This is a genomic window from Rubellimicrobium roseum, from assembly GCF_006152145.1.
Lineage (GTDB): Bacteria > Pseudomonadota > Alphaproteobacteria > Rhodobacterales > Rhodobacteraceae > Rubellimicrobium > Rubellimicrobium roseum.
Map to the genome: position 1 here is coordinate 104,395 of NZ_VDFV01000010.1, position 16,469 is coordinate 120,863.

Consider the following 16,469-nt stretch of genomic DNA (forward strand, 5'->3'; position numbering starts at 1 on the left):
CGGAGCCTGACGCAAACCGCTGCCCGCCTGCCGTTCCCGTTCCAGTCCGCTCGTGTCGGGCGCGATAGGATTCCGCCGCATCCAGAGGAGCATCCCCGTGTCCGAGATCAGCGCCTTGCCCCAAGCCGAAGCCCAGACCGCCGAAGCGATGGTCATCTTCACTCCTTCGGGCAAGCGGGGCCGGTTCCCGGTCGGCACGCCCGTCCTGACGGCGGCGCGGCAGCTCGGCGTGGATCTCGATTCGGTCTGCGGCGGGCGGGGCATCTGCTCCAAGTGCCAAGTGACCCCGCAGTTCGGTGAATTCCCGAAGCACGGCGTGACGGTCGCGGCCGAGGCGCTGTCCGAATGGAACGCCGTCGAGGCCCGCTACGACCGCATCCGGGGCCTCAAGGAGGGGCGGCGCCTGGGCTGTCAGGCAAGGATCGAGGGCGATGTCGTGATCGACGTGCCGCCCGAGAGCCAGGTGCACCGGCAGGTGGTCCGCAAGGAGGCCGACGCGCGGGAGATCGTCATGGATCCGGCGACGCGGCTCCTCCTCGTGGAGGTGCAGCAGCCCGACATGCACGAGCCGCGGGGCGATCTGGAGCGGCTCGCGGAGGCGCTGAAGGTCCAGTGGGGCGTCGAGAGCGTGACCGCGCCTCTGTCGGTGCTGGCCCGGCTGCAGACGGCGCTAAGAAAGGGCGAGTGGCAGGTCACGGTCGCGCTGTGGAAGGGTGACGAGGGACCGGCGAAGGTGCTAGACCTCTGGCCGGGATTTCATGAGGGGCGGATCTACGGGCTCGCCATCGACCTGGGCTCGACCACCATCGCGGCACATCTGACGGACCTGCGCAACGGCACCGTCAAGGCCAGCGCGGGGGCGATGAACCCGCAGATCCGCTTCGGAGAGGACCTGATGAGCCGGGTCTCCTACGCGATGATGAACCCCGGCGGCGACCGCGAGATGACGAAGGCGGTGCGCGCGGCCATCGACGGGCTGGCGAAGTCGCTGGCCGAGCAGGTCGGGATCGGGGCGCGCGACATCCTGGAGGTCGTCTTCGTCTGCAATCCGGTGATGCACCACCTGCTGTTGGGGATCGACCCGGTCGAGTTGGGGCAGGCGCCCTTCGCGCTGGCGACCTCGGGAGCGATGGGACTGGAGGCGCGGGACCTGTCGCTCTCTGAGATCAACGACGCGGCGCAGGTCTATGTCCTGCCCTGCATCGCCGGGCACGTGGGCGCGGACGCCGCGGCGGTGGCGCTGTCCGAGCGGCCCGACCAGTCGCATGATCTGGTGCTGACGGTCGACGTGGGGACGAACGCCGAGATCCTGCTGGGGAACACCTCGCGGGTGCTGGCCTGCTCCTCGCCCACCGGGCCCGCCTTCGAGGGGGCGCAGATCAGCTCGGGCCAGCGCGCGGCGCCGGGGGCCATCGAGCGGGTGGAGATCGATCCCGCGACCAAGGAGCCGCGTTTCAAGGTGATCGGCTGCGACCTGTGGTCGGACGACCCGGCCTTCGTGGAGGCCGTGAAGGGCACGGGCGTCACCGGCATCTGCGGGTCGGGCATCATCGAGGTCGTGGCCGAGATGCGGCTCTCGGGGCTTCTGGACGCGGGCGGGCTGATCGGCTCGGCCGAGCAGACCGGGACGGCGCGGGCCGAGGCGCAGGGGCGGACCAACAGCTATCTTCTGTGGGACGGGACCGCGCAGGGCGGCCCGCGCATCAGCGTCACGCAGGGCGACATCCGGGCGATCCAGCTCGCCAAGTCGGCGCTCTATGCGGGGGCGCGGCTGCTGATGGACGAAATCGGCGTGGACAAGGTGGACCGGGTGACGCTGGCGGGGGCCTTCGGCGCGCATATCAGCCCCAAGCACGCCATGGTGCTGGGGATGATCCCCGACGTGCCGCTGGACCATGTGCGAAGCGCCGGCAACGCCGCCGGGACGGGCGCGCGGATCGCGCTGTGCTCGGTCGCGGCGCGGCGCGAGGTGGAGGGGCTCGTGAGCCGGATCACCAAGGTCGAGACCGCCATCGAGCCGCGCTTTCAGGAGCACTTCGTGGCCGCCAACGCGATCCCGCATGCGACGGACCCGTTCCCGAACCTGCTGGGGCAGGTGACGCTGCCGGAGGTGAGCTTCAACACCGCCGGGGAAGGCCGGCGCCGGCGGCGCTGACCGCTTGACGAGGCCCGAGGGGATCGTTACCTCGGGCCCATCACCGCGGGTATGGTGAAAAGGTATCACGAAAGCTTCCCAAGCTTCAGTTACGGGTTCGATTCCCGTTACCCGCTCCACACTCTCGTCTTGGACGGTCCAGAGACGATCATAGAGTGCCAAGAAACGATGAATTTGGCCACTCAGCCGTCTTAGATGATGCGGTGAAGTCCAGCGACTTCCGCGTCAGTTGTTGGTAAGAATGTTGGTACGAGGCGTCCTCATCGAGGCCATACCAACATGCCGTTAAACAAGCTCACTGATGCGAGACTGCGGAACCTCAAGGCTGAAGATACGGGCAACTTAGCCGACGGCGGCGGCTTGTACCTCTTCACTGCCACCACGGGTCGGCGGACTTGGCGCTTGGCTTACCGTTTCGGTGGTAAACAGAAGACCATGGTCGTCGGGCCGTACCCATCTGTGCGACTAGCAGAGGCTCGCGAAGCGCGCGAGGAGGCCAAGCGGCAACTGCGCAAGGGTGTTGATCCCATGGCGGTCCGTAAAGAGGCCAAAGCGAGCCAAGTGACCGAGGAGGTTAGTCCCATAACTTGGCACGACGTTGCCGGAGAGTACCTTCGCAAGCTGCAACGCGAGGGTAAAGCTTGGCGCACGGTGAAGAAGCAGTCGAGCCAACTCGCCCTAACCTACCCCGCTCTGGGCACACGTCCGGTTGCTGAGATCCGCCCTAGAGAAGTCTTGGACATGTTACGCCAGATCGAGGCACGCGGTCGCCTGATCTCGGCACGTGAGGTCCGTTCCTTGTGCTCGCGGGTGTTCCGGTACGGAGTTGCCGCGCAGCACTGTGAGGCGGATCCGGCTGCCATCCTGAAGGGCGCGCTGACCAACGCGACTGAGAAGCATTATCCTGCGATCTTCGATCCTGCAGAAGTGGGTGCACTGATCCGAGCCGTTCGGGGCTATGAAGGCGATCCTGCAACCCGCACGGGGCTCCTGCTCTGCGCTTACACATTCCTTCGCCCCGGCGAGGTCCGGTCGCTGCAGTGGGATGACATTGACTGGGAAGACCAGGTTATCACAATTCCTGCAGATCGCATGAAGATGCCTCGGCCCCACAAGGTGCCTCTTTCAAGGCAAGTGCACGAGATCTTAGAACAGATGCGGCCGATCTCCGGCACTCGTCGCTACATCCTGCCGAGCCTGAGGCCCGAAGACCGCCCTATCAGCGACAACACTATGAGCGCAGCGCTCCGGCGGTTGGGTTACCCGCAGGGCACGATGACCGTGCACGGCTTCCGACGCATCGCCTCGACAATGCTCAACGAACTCGGTTGGAACCGCGACTGGATCGAGCGGCAACTCGCACATGCTGAGAGCAACAAGGTGCGCCGCGCATACAACGCAGCCGAGTACTTGGAGGATCGAACCCGCATGATGCAGGCCTGGGCAGAGCGTCTAGACGAACTTGCAAGCGTACCTAAGGCATTTCGGCAACAAACGTGATCGTCCTCACGCGCGCGGTAAGTGCCCGGTTGGGATAGGTGGAAGGCGGCGCGGGCCGGTGCATCCCCGATCTCGCAGGGGACGATCCTCGATCTGCCCCTCGAGAACGTCACCGCTCGGTCCATTCCTCTTCGCGCGAGGAACAGGCCTTAGCTTTCTTTTTGGCGGCCACCAAGCGGTACTAGTCGTCCCTGATCGGTTCAGCCCGCTCGCGCGGAGAACAATTCTGGGCGAACGCGCCGGTTTGGATGGACGGCGGTTCATCCCCGCTCGAGCGGGGAACAGCGATCACGGGCAATGGCCGCGTATTCGGGGGATAGTTCATCCCTGCTCACGCGGGGAACAGAGGGACGCGCCACCCGCGACGGTGATCGTGGCCGGTTCATCCCCGCTCACGCGGGGAACAGCCGGCCGGCGTCTCGCTGGACTACGACATCGACGGTTCATCCCCGCTCACGCGGGGAACAGCGCCTCAGCAGCCCCGGCATGGACACGTCGTTAGGTTCATCCCCGCTCACGCGGGGAACAGCGCGACATGATCGGGGACGCCTGCAAGATCGGCGGTTCATCCCCGCTCACGCGGGGAACAGTCGCCGCCCAGGCGCACCAGGTCGCGGTTCCACGGTTCATCCCCGCTCACGCGGGGAACAGCTGCGCAGGGCAACTCCCCCGGCTGCGCGTGGCGGTTCATCCCCGCTCACGCGGGGAACAGGGCAACTTCTCCGCGCCCGCCTCGCCCGCCTACGGTTCATCCCCGCTCACGCGGGGAACAGCTGCGCAGGGCAACTCCCCCGGCTGCGCGTGGCGGTTCATCCCCGCTCACGCGGGGAACAGACGAACAGCGCCGTGTCACCCACGACGAGCGGCGGTTCATCCCCGCTCACGCGGGGAACAGTCCGCCGAGGTGTCGTGGACCTTCCCGGCCGCCGGTTCATCCCCGCTCACGCGGGGAACAGGTCAGCCGCGCGCATGGCCCGCTCGTCCTCGGCGGTTCATCCCCGCTCACGCGGGGAACAGACCGGTGCGCCGATGGGCATGTGAATACCCATCGGTTCATCCCCGCTCACGCGGGGAACAGCTGTCCCTCGTCGCCACCTACTGCGTGATGGCCGGTTCATCCCCGCTCACGCGGGGAACAGTGGAGGGGCGGCAAATGAGGTGGGCGCTCTCCCGGTTCATCCCCGCTCACGCGGGGAACAGTTGATCCGATCGGTCAGCGCGGCGTCCGCGTCCGGTTCATCCCCGCTCACGCGGGGAACAGTAGACCTTCATCATCTTGTTGGCGCCCATGTCCGGTTCATCCCCGCTCACGCGGGGAACAGACGCGCTCCTGCCCTTCGCCCTCGTAGGCAAACGGTTCATCCCCGCTCACGCGGGGAACAGCGGTCCTTGAACGAGCGGCACATTCCATTCGGCGGTTCATCCCCGCTCACGCGGGGAACAGGCCTCGGGCGGCAACATCTCGGGCATGATCTACGGTTCATCCCCGCTCACGCGGGGAACAGTACCGCTTGCGGAGCGCGTCGAACGCCGCAGACGGTTCATCCCCGCTCACGCGGGGAACAGTCTGACTGGAAGCAGTTTTCCTGTCTGTATTTTTTCAATGTCAAAGAGCTTACCGACCGGAGCAGACTCCGAACAGTTCGGGATGAGAGAAGTTCTCAGCCTTTATGCGGGTGGAACGCCACCAACTTCAGCCCGTCAAAGTCGACCGGCATGCGGCGGTTGTGCCCCACAGTGACGAAGTCGAAGCCTTGGTCTGTCGATGCTCTCCATACCAGCACCGCGTCACCCTCATCGATCCAGGACTCGACCTCGCGCCAGATCCGCTCACGTGTGCGAGTGGAATAGTCGCCCACATAGACTCCTGCCCGCACCTCCAGGAGCCACGCTGCGAGCCGCCCTCGTAGACGCGGGGGGGCGTTCTCAACCACGATGACCATCATCGCCGGAGCCATCCTCCTTGAAGGCCAGGCCCAGCGCCTCGGGTGGAGGCTCCGGTCACGGCAATTGGCCAGCGGAGAGCACCTCCTCAATCCGTGGGATGATCTTCGAGAGCAGCCCTGTCCGCCGGAATGCATCCCGGCAAGCGAGTCGTACGCTCCGTTCCGGGCTCATGTCGAGCTTACCCTTTTCGGCAAGACCCGCCACCCGGAACGCCTCAGGCACGACCGTTTCTAGCTTCCATAGGTCCGCGATGTCGTACACGAACGACAGGGGCTTGCCCGTGTGCAGGAAACCGATCGCCGGGGCGTAACCGGCGGCCAAGACCGCCGCCTCAGTCAGCCCATGAAGGCACGCCGTTGCTGCCGAAAGACAGCGGTTGGGGACATCTCCCGCCTCCCAATTAGCCACATCGTAGCTCCGCCGCGTCCAACGCACCCCATGTGCTTGGGCCAGCAGTTCGTAAGCCCTCCGCACCTTTGCCCCTTCAATGCCTCGCAGCTGGTCAATTGATCGTCGCTCGGGGGCCGCCTCGTCGAAGCGCATCTCGTACATGCGCCGCACCACCCGCAGCCGCGCCGCGGGATCGAGCGCGATGGCCGCCTGCCAGAGGAGCTTGTCCGCCCGTGCCCCGCCTGGCTGTCCAGCAGAGTACAGTCGGACACCACCCTCTCCGACCCAGGTGATGAGCGTACCGGTCCGCGCAGCCAGCGCCACGGCCGCATGGCTGATGCGCGCTCCGGGCTCGAGCATAAGGCCAGCCAAGCCTCCGACAGGGATCTGTGTCCGGGTGCCGTCAGCATTCACCGCAACGAAGGCTCCGTCCTGCACATCCAGCTGAGCCCGTTCCACGAAGACGAGCGAGGCTCGGTCCTTGAGCGGAATTGGTCGCGGCGGCGGCAGTCCGGGCAGACTCATGCTGCGCGACGGATCAGCATGAGCCCGCAGCCGAATGCCTTCGCCCGCCCGAAGCCCTCGGCTATGCGCCCAAGGAACGCTCCGGGCTCAGTCACCTTCAGCATGCCTGTCGTCTCAAGCACGCCAAACTGCGGCTGGCCTTTGCGGGGCCCTCGATGCGAGGGTAGTGCCACCACCGCATAGTCAGACACTGTTACGCCCTGGGCTTCAAAGCCGTGCTTGCTGCCCTGCTCGGCCAGCCAAGCGGCTCCTTTCTCCTGCGCCAAGGCCATACGTGCCCCAGACCTCGCCTCCGAAACACGGCCCGAGGGAAGGCCGTGCAGCGCATCCATGACAACATCGACATGAACTCGCCCCGGCTTGCCATCCGCACCGGGAGCCCCGATGCGCCGGGTTCGCGTGGCATTGACACGCAGCATGAAGCCAAGCCGATCACCGGCGCGCAGGTCGGGGGCGAACTCTTTCACTTCAGGCTGGTCAAAGAGGCCACCGGCTGCCCAGAGCGGCTCACGCTGCGAGAGCACCAGGAAGCGCCCTTGTCCCTCGGCCCGCCACAGGAAGTCACGCCGCCGATCCGGACCATCCGCAAAGAGCGTCCAGAGCAGCCGGTGGTGAGCGTCCATGGCCCGACTGGCGTCCTCCGGGTCCAGCAGACCTGCCAGGGCTGCCGCCGAGGGCGTACGGGAGAGCGCAAGCCGTGACAGGAACAGGGTCATGCCCGGTCTCCGATATGCATGACATGGACCGCGCGGGAGGCGAAGTGCCAGGTACCTCGATCCAGGACAGCGTCCTGTCGCTGCTCGCGACGCTCGTTCGCGCCAAGCGGCTCATCGCTGGCCACCAGTCGCAGCACAGGGGCGCGACGCCCCTCCCGGAAGGGCGGTAGCTGCAAGTTGGAGAGTGCCTCGACCGCTCCCTCCGCCTCCACGATCCGGGGACTGGGCGGCACAGCTAGCGGGCAGGACTTGCGGCCGAGATAGAGCGCAAAGGCCGGCTGCCGCAGCGCATCGGCCAGAGGCGCCAGCGGCTGGCCCCAGAGCACCACGCCATAAAGCACCCCCACCCGATAGTCGCGCAGGGTGATGGTGGTGTTGGTCCCTTGTCCGGCCCGCCTCAGCGCCTCCGGTCGACTATCGGGACGTTTGGCCGCCGCAGTCGGCACCGTCTCGACCGTGTGGTAGTCCCGAAGCGGCACGCCTTCGTCCCAGACCCCCACGGCCACCCGCAGAGGTTCCAGGGCCGCTAGACCTGCCCGGTCCTCCCGGCGGATCCCCTGTGCGGCCGCCACCAGCCCCAGCACCGCCGAGCGGCCAGGCCACAACAACGTGCCCCGCCGCTCGTGCCCGGCCAGCTCGCCCATGGCGGCCAGAGAGGCGGCCAGCGTAAAAACGAGGTGCTCAGGCATGAGCGACCCGCTCGACGGCTGCGCGAGCGAAGGACTTGATGCCGGACAGGGTGCCCTGGCCTGCCGTCACGTCCATGACTTCCACGGCTTCGTGGCAGGGCCCGTAGGCCCGGTCCAGCTTCTCGGCCATGCCGTCCAGCGCTGTCACCGAGGCGGCCAGGAGGTCGGCCCCTTTAACGGGCGTGAAGAAGGCCCCCGTGAGATCACGCGGGGCCTGTGGACCCACTTCGGCCCGGATGAACATGGCCCGGGGGTGATGGGCGTGGCTGTTCTGCTTGCCACGTGGGGTCGCAGTGGCCAGAGCCTCGGCCAGTGCCTCGAGCCCGCGCGCCGCGAGCTCGCGATCGCCGGCCAGGTTCTCGACCAGCAGGTCGCAGTTCACGCAGGCGTAGAGGTAATACACGCCCGACCCGAACGCGTGCTCGCCCAAGTGGCCGGCTCCCGAGTCGTCTTCGCGGGTCTTGAGGTCATCCACAGCCGAGAACCAGTCGTCCTCCGCCAGAGCCGCGTGGGTGGTGATGGCATGGCTCACCTGCACCGCGGCCTCCCGGCTGAACTCCTTGGCGTCGGCCAGCATGCGGCCGAACATGGCGATGTCCACAGCCCCGTCAGCCGATCGCAGCACGGTCTGTCGCAGCTCCTTCTCGGGAGGCGCCTTCGCGCCGGCGGCCAGCTTCTCCGCCAGCTCCAGAGCAAACCCCCGCTCCTGGGGTGAGACAAACGCCAACGTGGTTTGCCGGGCCTCGAGGGGCTGGTCCTTGGGCGGGGCCTCCATCTTGCCGAAAGCCACCGCCACGGCCTCGGCCACTTTCCGCGCCTCGGCCGGCTCCTGCCCTTGCTTGACGAGGTGGTCACGCACCACTTCGCCCAACAGTTTGGTCCGGTCGCCCAGATGTCCCTTCAGTCCCATCTGGAAGGCCGGGGACATCCGCAGCGCACGCTTGACCGACTGGGACGAAAGGCGGAGCCGCTGCGCGCCCCCCAGCATGGCTGCCTTGGGGCGCCCCTGGTCGTCGCGGTTGGGGTTGGAGGGCGGATAGGGGGTCAGCAGGTGCAGCTGCAGAAAGGTGGTCACGCCACAGGCTCCTCTTGAACGGGTCCGGAGCCCTCGGCCACCGGCTTGATGGGGGTGGGGACAGCCGCCCCAAAATACTCGAAGCACCAGCGGGTGCGGACGGCCTCGTCACAGCGCAGCAGGTCCTCAGCCAGCTGGGCGACGTTGCAGAACTCGCCGGCCAAGGGCAGCGCCCGCCGGAGCGCCACGCCCAGGCTGGCGATGTCCGGTGAGCGCAGGAGTCGCTGGAAGCGCAAGGACGACAAAGCCGGCGGGTCCCCCCCGAGGAGCTGCATCAGTTGCTGGGGCTTGTGCTCCTTCACAGTGGCGAGGACCTGCACGAGCACGGCCAGCCGCTCGGGCTCCCGGCGAACCGCACTCGCCAAGGCAGGGGCTTCGGCCGCCAGCTGCTCCCAGAGCTGGATGACCGCGCGTTCCGACAGAGCGTCTACGGCGCTATCTGACCGACGCAGCCGAGCGCGAAGAGCTCGCGCTGAGCCTGTGTCGGCCTGAAGCTCGGTCTTCCACCATCCCAGGCAGATCTGTCCAAGGCTCGACATCACGCGCTCTCCACCGTCTTGGTCATGGGCGCGAGGCCCAGCTTCGTGAAAGCGTCCCGCCCTGGCCGGATCCGTCCGGCGAAGTTGGCCAGGAGCCCCGACCGGGCAGTCACGATCTTCGCCACGTCCTCGGGTTCACGGTCGGCCAAGCCGGGCAGCGCGGCGTCATCAAAGAGCTTGAGCGCCACCCGCATCAGGTCGTTGCGCCAGCGGGCCGCGACCTCGCCGGGCGCACGGCCTTGCTGGAGCTGGCCCAGACCGTGATCGAAGGCGCCCTGTGTTTGCAGGAAGAAGTCCTCGACCGTCGCCTCCAGGGCCGTTCCCTCTGCCAGAACCGGCTTCAGTGCGCTCCGAAGGCATTGGCGGAACAGCTCCGCTGCCTCGAGCATCCCAAGCAGCATCTGCATCGCGGCATCGGGCAGCGTCACAAAAGGCTGGCGCGAGAGTGTGAAGTCGCGAGGCTTCATGTTGTCCATGGCCCAGCCCGCGACGAGGACGGTCGCGTGGCGGTCACCCGGCTTGCGTACCTCGTAGTCGTCGAGAGCCTGCGCGCGCTCCCGCAGCTCGCCCTTGCGAGCCACCAGAGTGCCCAGCCAGTGACGATAGCCGAAGGCTCCAGCGCGAGGATGCTGGGGCAGCAACTCGGCGCCAGCCTTCTTCCGGTAATACGGCGTCAGGGGATGGCGCCAGCCCGCGTAGTTTGTGCCCCAGGGCTTCTGGACCACCCCGATGACCTGCCCCTCATCAACGACAAGGCGCAGCCGGCGCGGCATGCCCCAGAACGCGAGCGCGGGTGGCGCCTGCTCCGGCCACGTCTCCGAGCCAGGCCTGTCCGACACCCGCGTGGGCTGCATCCAGGGCAGCCCCTCAGGTCCCACGGGCCGCCCATCCGGAACATTGGCCCAGACCAGGTCCCAGAGGTTGTCCTCCCCTATCGCTCCTGACGGATCGACCAGCGTCACCAGTGGCCCGCCACCGCGCATGGAGGTGCGGTTCCCAGCGCCACCGGTTGGTGCAAATGCCTGAAGCGTGTAGAGCGCCATGGCCGCCAGCGACAGATCCAGGGCGGGATAGCGGTCGCGCCGGACCAGCACGTCAGCGTTGTTGCGTGCGGCGTTGGCGCCGGCCGAGTCGATAAACAGCATGTCGGGCGGGATCGCGTCTCCCGCGAGAGGCTCGAGGTCCTGCAGGAAGCGCGGCCCCTCCCCGTCCAACTCGAACGCCGGAGCCAAGGAAGCCAGGCGCTCGCGCAAGCGCGCCGGATCGGGCACCTGCCGCTCCTCCCAGTCCTCGGCATCGGAGGGCGGATCCGCCAGAGCCACAAGGCCTACGAGCATCTCGAGGCAGGCGATGTTCAGGTCAGCCCGGGGCCAGTCCGGTGCGAGGATGCCTACTTCGGCGATCTGATCCGGCCGGATCACCTGGGAGCCCGACGTCGTACGGACGGGGATCCAGGGTTCAGTAATGAGGTTGAGCGGCATGACTCGCCTAGTGGACAACGTCAACTGCTGGTTGACTGATCCTGCATGCGACCACGCCGGATGTTCCGCTTCAAGTTACTCTCAACGTGTAGCTTTGAAACACTCTGTTCCTTCGGGTATTTGGCTGGAGCATGTTGGTTTCCAAAGAGGTTGGAACTCACGTCTACCCCGGTCGAGTCACAAAAACTCGAGTCCGGTTTTGACCCTGTAGCGCAAGCCCTCGCAGATCGTTCCGTCGTCGCCTACTGGACAAACAGTGACGCTTTCCCGCTTCCACTCTGGCCAGTCCCAGGTCGCGGCTACGATCTCTGCCGTTCGCTGGTCAGGCAGCCGCAACTTCGCCAACCGTGTCGCCTGCGCAGCCACTTCACTCAGCATCCAGTCCTCAGCAGAGCCTTTACCGCCCGCCCACGGACGAAGTACGTCGTCAATTCTCCGCGCCAGAACTATAGGCCGCGTCTCGCCTCCGAGTCGCGTTGGATACTCGCGGTCATCCATGCCTCGCCCTGCTTCGCGATAACCTTGGTCGATCTCCACCACGTTATGCCGGGCGAGCGCGTCCTCTGCATAGCTCGCACCGATCCGCTGATCTTCGGCGCGCTGTAGGACCTCCGGTACGGCCCTCACCTGATCACCATGCACAGCTTCGATGAGGTCGCGAAGACCACCGGGAACGACGATCTCTCCGGCCCGGAATAGAACATCCGCCGTGCGCCACTGATCCGGGACCGGATAGACCCAGGCCCCAGAGGCGAGTACCTTATGTAGCCATTGCGGCCCGGCGACCTCCCCTGGATCAGGCGAAAGCACGTGCAGCACTGGTCCGGCCACAGGTCGTGCCTCGCGCGGCCGCCGGTCCAAGTGACGCCAAAGGCGCCCCGCCCGCTGAACCAGCGCCGCCATAGGCGCGAGGTCCGATACCATGGCGTCAAAGTCGAGGTCCAGCGAGGCCTCGACGACCTGCGTAGCGACCAATACTCGCCCCGCCCTTCCCTCACCATCCTTACCGAAGCGCCCGAGCGCCCGCGCTTCAACAACTTTGCGGTCGCACAGGGTGAAGCGGGCATGGAGCAGCTCCGCTTCGACACCCCTCGCCTGCAGGAGGGCCACACCTGCGATAGCGTCATCGACGGCGTTGCGCACCCAGACGCCGGCCGCTCCCTGTCTGGCGGCCTCAGCCAACAAGTCGGCAACTGCTTCCGTAGAGTCGATCCGTTTTACTGCGACCGATCCCTTGGGCGAAGGACCGACCGCGAACTCCTTGACCGCGGCACCGCCAGCTACAACCAACGATGGGTAAGCCGGATCGGGGTCGGATAAGGGTGCTCGGCCAGCCCCTACTTCAAAGGCTGACATTAACCGCTCGCGTTGCTTCAACGGCAGTGTCGCCGTGAGTAGGATCGCGGAGCCACCTTGCATGGCATGCAACCGAAGCAGCGCCTCCAGTTGTCGTGCCATGTACGGGTTCCCCAGTTCGTGCACCTCGTCCACGATGAGGATCTTCGAAGACAGCCCCCACTGCCGCAGGGTCGAGAACTTCGTAGGAAGCACTGCGAGCAGCGCTTGATCTACCGTTCCGATGCCGACGTCGGCGAGCAAAGCCCTGCGGCGGCTGTCTGCAAGCCAAGGTGCGCATGTCACGTCATCGCTGGCCCTCTCGCGGCCCACGACCTCGCGGAACTGCTCCGAGAGGCCGGACCGGCCGTGGGCAAGCGTCAGAGACGGATGTTGAAAAAGGCACCCGATCACCTTTTCCGCACGAGCGAACATCGCATCGGCTGTGGCCATCGTCGGGAGAGCAACATAGAGGCCACGTCCCTTTCTGGCGAGCAGCATTCGTTGAGCCAAGATCAGCGCTGCTTCGGTCTTGCCCGAACCAGTCTCGTCCTCAAGGATGGCAAGCATAGGCCCGTCCGGGAGGGACACCTGAGACGCCGCCTCCTGCATGGGTCGAAGGGCGAAGTTGAAGAGCGGTTCGGCTCTGACCGCCGCTCCGGTTAGCCCAGCCTCAGCAAGTGCCTGAGGTACCTGCTGCTGAGTGAACTCCAGATACTGCAAAGGCCCAAGATCCGGCCCTCGGGGCGGGAACCATTCCGGGTTGGAGGCCACCCAGTCAGCTACCACGGTTAGGCCCGAGAGCCACCAGCTTAGACGTTTGGCGTCGACGCTGCTCAGGTCTAGTCGAGCTTCGGGCCAGATCTCAAGAAAGTTCAGGATGACAGTCGTCGCATCCTGCTCTGCCTCTGGCCCAGCCCGTCGAGCCATGGCTTCGAAGTCATCTACCGTTCCAAGCCCACCTTCGCTTGCACTAGGTGGGCGTCCATGGTGCCCAGCGACTGCGGCGATCAACGGCCGCAGCCCGTGTCGCGTCCCGCCAAGCCGCTCAAGTAACAGCTTCTCGTTCCGGATCAGCCAGACTTCGGTCAACTCCCAGTGCCGCCGACTCTGCGGCTGACCATGTTGGATCATGGCTCGAAACTCAGCGCCGATCTTACCTAAGTCATGGAGAGCTACCATAAGGCAAAGAAGGTTCCGCCGGGCGCGTGTCAGTTCATATGGCGCGAGCAGCGCGTCCGCGACGGCCGCAACGTCAAGCATATGGTAGACCGCAGGATGCGCTGGGCTGTTTGTCGAAGGGCTCTTGCCGGGCCAACGCGATAGAGCAGGGTTGAGCATAATGGAAACATTCACAGTCCAGCAGGTTGTCTGCTTGGTGAAGGCACAACTCGATATTCTCAATACGTCAAGTCACTGCGCCTCTACTCTCCTTGAATAGATGCCGCAGCACGCCAAGCCACCCATCGACGTCGTTGTGCATCGGCAACCCGCGCCCGCCCCTGCGGCGTATTAGGCCCGGTGCTCTTGCCACCGTGGAACTTGCAGCGGGTCCGGCCCGGCTCGGTCTTGTTGCGGCACGGCAGGCCCTTGCGGGTGCGAGCATTGCAAAGAGCTGGCTGATGAGTGCCGTCCGGGGCCGCACACAGCGGTCCTTCTGGGCAGAGCGCTCCGGCAGCCCTGGCCGGCGATGCAGAAGAAATGTCATTGGGAGTAAGACCCCATCCCCCCGCGCGCGCGATGGGTGTCGGATAACCCTGCACCCCGAGCACCTCGCATAACCGCCGCGGGGCAACTTCCCGGCACTCTACGACTGCCTTTCGCTCCCAGTATTGAACGGTGTCGCGGCTGAAACCGGCCCGCTCTGCGAGTTGCTGCTGCGTGAGGCCTGCCGCCTTACGGTGAGTGCGAAGCTCATTTCCGGTCATCGGGGTCACTCCAGTCAGCCGGCTGTCGGGTTGGTGTCTGCTGGTTATGGCAGGAATGGGACAGACTGATAGCTTCCCAATTCCGAGATCGTTGGCCGCTACGACACCTTCTCCCGCAGCCACTTGGTTAACCCAGCATCCAGAACCATCTGCGCCAGCCGTTCTGGTCCGATCGGGGTCACGGTTGCTGGAATAGGCTCAGCCCCGATCCCGCCGGTGTGCCAGACGAAGAACATACGTGAGATGTCGGGCATGCCGGCCAGTCGGTCGACGTAGTCTTGGAATGTCTTGGCCGTCGCACGACTCTTGACCTGAACAAAGGCCCGATCACCGGTGGATGGCAGAACGAGTTCGAGATCGACCGTCTTTTGCGCGCCTCCTGTAGTGCTCGTTCGACGCCACCCACTGCCCGAGAACACCAACTCCACCAACGTCTCGAAGTCCTGCCACGTGAGGAGGGTTATGAGATCGATCTGGGCGCGGAGAAGGGCTTCCTCTGCGCGCTCAGCGACCTGCACTTGGGCCAGCACCTCGTCGCCAAGCTTCTTAAGGAGATACTCCTTTGCGGCCACGGTGCAGATCGTGCCCCGAAACATCTGGACGGCCTGAAGCTGGCCGGAGAGGCGTTCCGGTATGAGCGGCTGCCCTCCAACACTATCGCCTCTCCAGCCGTCTACTGTGCCCCGTCGCTTGGTTCCATCGGCCAGCAACTCCACCGCACCCTCAGGCCTGCACCAATACATGCGTCGGTGGTGGAAGGTGATGAAGATGTCCGTCTCAGGGGCGGTATAGAACGTCTGGACCTGAATGAGGTGCCTTTGCACTGCACCGGGATCAGCTCCGGGCTCCGCCATCAGGGCAGCCCGGACAACGTCCCAGTTCCCAGCGACGCACGCGTCGTGTGGAACGGTCCGATAGCTGAACCGCAGGACCCCATCGTGGAGCGCTTCCTCTTCCCATTTTCCGCCTTCACCCAATTTGATGTAGTGAGCAGCGGTTGCTTCGAGCCTTGGCACCCTCAGTCGGTTCCTGTTGAAGCTGTCCCTGAACTACCGGACAGGGTATCCCTCTTCCCAAAAAGGTTGGAGTACTGTTTGCATCATGACTGGTTGCAACCCACGTCATGAGATCCTGACTGAGCCGCAGCACCGCCGCCACTGGTCGGCGACCGAGAGTCCCTCCTCAACCGCTTCTGCCAGCTCGGCACCACCTAAAAAGTACGTGTTGCGTAAAGCCAAAGGGATCAGGGGCCGCTCGCCCCTCGGCCGAGTTCCACAACTGAGCCGGTGCAGGTCACAAACGACTTCGACATCGAGGCGGGCGTCGTGCGGATAGAACATCGCCCATTATGTCCGCCTCGACGTCGAGGTGCGTGTTGGGCGGTTCGGCCTCAAGCTCCTGAGCGAAGTTAGTGATGCCAAGCTCAGCGCCCTAGTGATCGAGGACCTTTGGGCGTGGCCCCGGCGGGCCTTGCGCGGAGGCCCGCCTGTCTTCCGGCCAGTCAGCCCAGGCTACACGAACACGAAGTCGGCGGCGTCGATCAGGGCGGTCCCGGTGTCCTTCAGCAGGATGGAAGCGTCCGCGAAGCGGATGAGCGTGTCTTCCCCTTTGGCGCGGATCGTCAGGTCCGACGGGTCATCGGCCCCCGACCCGATCTCGAGGAGATCCAAGCCATTCTTAAAATCGATCACGATGTCCCGGCCGCCCTTCGCTCCAAACACAAACACATCGGCCTCGTGGCCGCCGGTCAGGCTGTCATGGCCGGCGCCTCCCATGAGGCGGTCCTGCCCTTCGCTTCCGACAAGGACGTCATGGCCCGATCCGCCGTCCAGGAGGTTGCCGGAGCCTCCGATCGCCGTGAGAGTATCGCAACCCTCGCCGCCGCGAAGCTCGCTGGCGCCCCCGCTGACCGCCGCAATGGTGGACACCAGCCGGTCGTCGCCTGCACCGCCGTCGAGACTATTGCGGGCCAATCCCACGACGTAGCCGTCCTCTTCGTTGTAGCCGTAATGGTTGGCATCCGTGAAGGCGGTGAGGATGTCCTGGCCAACGCCGCCCGACAGGTGGTTGGTCGCGGTGGCCTGCATGCTATCCTGGGGATAGCCGGCGCCGAGACGAATGGTCGAGGTCAGGACGTCGTTCCCTGTGCCTCCGTCCAGCCGGTGATCGGCACTGGCCAGATACTCCGC

The 16,469-nt window shown here is 65.6% G+C and carries 13 protein-coding genes, 1 tRNA gene and 1 CRISPR repeat array; of the genes, 3 read left to right on the top strand and 11 right to left on the bottom strand.

The window, feature by feature from the left end; genetic code table 11:
• Window positions 1-148 precede the first annotated feature (148 nt).
• From FHG71_RS09880 to FHG71_RS09890, 3 genes are all read left to right on the top strand, one after another.
• Complete coding sequence (locus FHG71_RS09880) at window positions 149-2,155, top strand: ASKHA domain-containing protein (protein ID WP_139081484.1); 2,007 nt, start codon at window positions 149-151, stop codon at window positions 2,153-2,155.
• A gap of 45 nt (window positions 2,156-2,200) precedes the next feature.
• Window positions 2,201-2,274: transfer RNA gene (locus tag FHG71_RS09885), tRNA-Gly, on the top strand.
• A 160-nt stretch (window positions 2,275-2,434) separates the two neighbouring features.
• Window positions 2,435-3,655: a tyrosine-type recombinase/integrase gene (locus tag FHG71_RS09890; RefSeq protein WP_139081462.1), complete on the top strand. Its 1,221-nt coding sequence runs from the start codon at window positions 2,435-2,437 to the stop codon at window positions 3,653-3,655.
• Window positions 3,656-3,911: 256 nt separating this feature from the next.
• Window positions 3,912-5,221: a CRISPR direct-repeat array (repeat unit 29 nt; unit sequence CGGTTCATCCCCGCTCACGCGGGGAACAG).
• Between the two features lie 95 nt (window positions 5,222-5,316).
• Here FHG71_RS09890 and cas2e read toward each other — a convergent pair.
• From cas2e to FHG71_RS09945, 11 genes are all read right to left on the bottom strand, one after another.
• On the bottom strand, window positions 5,317-5,736 hold the full coding sequence (cas2e, locus tag FHG71_RS09895; RefSeq protein ID WP_342777513.1) for a type I-E CRISPR-associated endoribonuclease Cas2e: 420 nt from the start codon (window positions 5,734-5,736) through the stop codon (window positions 5,317-5,319).
• Window positions 5,657-6,517 (bottom strand): type I-E CRISPR-associated endonuclease Cas1e, encoded by an 861-nt coding sequence (cas1e, locus tag FHG71_RS09900; RefSeq protein ID WP_246045406.1) that lies wholly within the window; start codon window positions 6,515-6,517, stop codon window positions 5,657-5,659. Before cas1e ends, cas2e begins: the two co-directional genes overlap by 80 nt.
• Window positions 6,514-7,233, bottom strand: a complete 720-nt coding sequence (gene cas6e / locus FHG71_RS09905; protein WP_139081464.1) for a type I-E CRISPR-associated protein Cas6/Cse3/CasE — start codon at window positions 7,231-7,233, stop codon at window positions 6,514-6,516. Before cas6e ends, cas1e begins: the two co-directional genes overlap by 4 nt.
• Window positions 7,230-7,922 carry a type I-E CRISPR-associated protein Cas5/CasD gene (cas5e, locus tag FHG71_RS09910; RefSeq protein WP_139081465.1) on the bottom strand — a complete coding sequence of 231 codons (693 nt, stop codon included), beginning with the start codon at window positions 7,920-7,922 and terminating at the stop codon, window positions 7,230-7,232. Before cas5e ends, cas6e begins: the two co-directional genes overlap by 4 nt.
• The gene (gene cas7e, locus FHG71_RS09915) at window positions 7,915-8,997 is read right to left on the bottom strand and encodes a type I-E CRISPR-associated protein Cas7/Cse4/CasC (RefSeq protein WP_139081466.1); all 1,083 of its coding nucleotides are present in this window, start codon (window positions 8,995-8,997) and stop codon (window positions 7,915-7,917) included. Before cas7e ends, cas5e begins: the two co-directional genes overlap by 8 nt.
• Window positions 8,994-9,536, bottom strand: coding sequence for a type I-E CRISPR-associated protein Cse2/CasB (gene casB / locus FHG71_RS09920; RefSeq protein WP_139081467.1), 543 nt, complete (start codon window positions 9,534-9,536; stop codon window positions 8,994-8,996). The genes cas7e and casB overlap by 4 nt, the downstream gene beginning before the upstream one ends.
• Window positions 9,536-11,017: a type I-E CRISPR-associated protein Cse1/CasA gene (gene casA / locus FHG71_RS09925; RefSeq protein WP_139081468.1), complete on the bottom strand. Its 1,482-nt coding sequence runs from the start codon at window positions 11,015-11,017 to the stop codon at window positions 9,536-9,538. The genes casB and casA overlap by 1 nt, the downstream gene beginning before the upstream one ends.
• 177 nt (window positions 11,018-11,194) lie before the next feature.
• Window positions 11,195-13,693 carry a CRISPR-associated helicase Cas3' gene (gene cas3, locus FHG71_RS09930; RefSeq protein ID WP_176559362.1) on the bottom strand — a complete coding sequence of 833 codons (2,499 nt, stop codon included), beginning with the start codon at window positions 13,691-13,693 and terminating at the stop codon, window positions 11,195-11,197.
• A gap of 83 nt (window positions 13,694-13,776) precedes the next feature.
• A complete protein-coding gene (locus FHG71_RS24735) occupies window positions 13,777-14,280 on the bottom strand; it encodes a helix-turn-helix domain-containing protein (RefSeq protein ID WP_139081470.1) in 504 nt (167 codons plus the stop codon).
• Between the two features lie 98 nt (window positions 14,281-14,378).
• Window positions 14,379-15,296, bottom strand: coding sequence for a restriction endonuclease (locus tag FHG71_RS09940; protein ID WP_139081471.1), 918 nt, complete (start codon window positions 15,294-15,296; stop codon window positions 14,379-14,381).
• 495 nt (window positions 15,297-15,791) lie between these two features.
• Window positions 15,792-16,469 (bottom strand): calcium-binding protein (locus FHG71_RS09945; protein WP_139081472.1); only part of this gene is annotated, 678 nt, incomplete at its 5' end.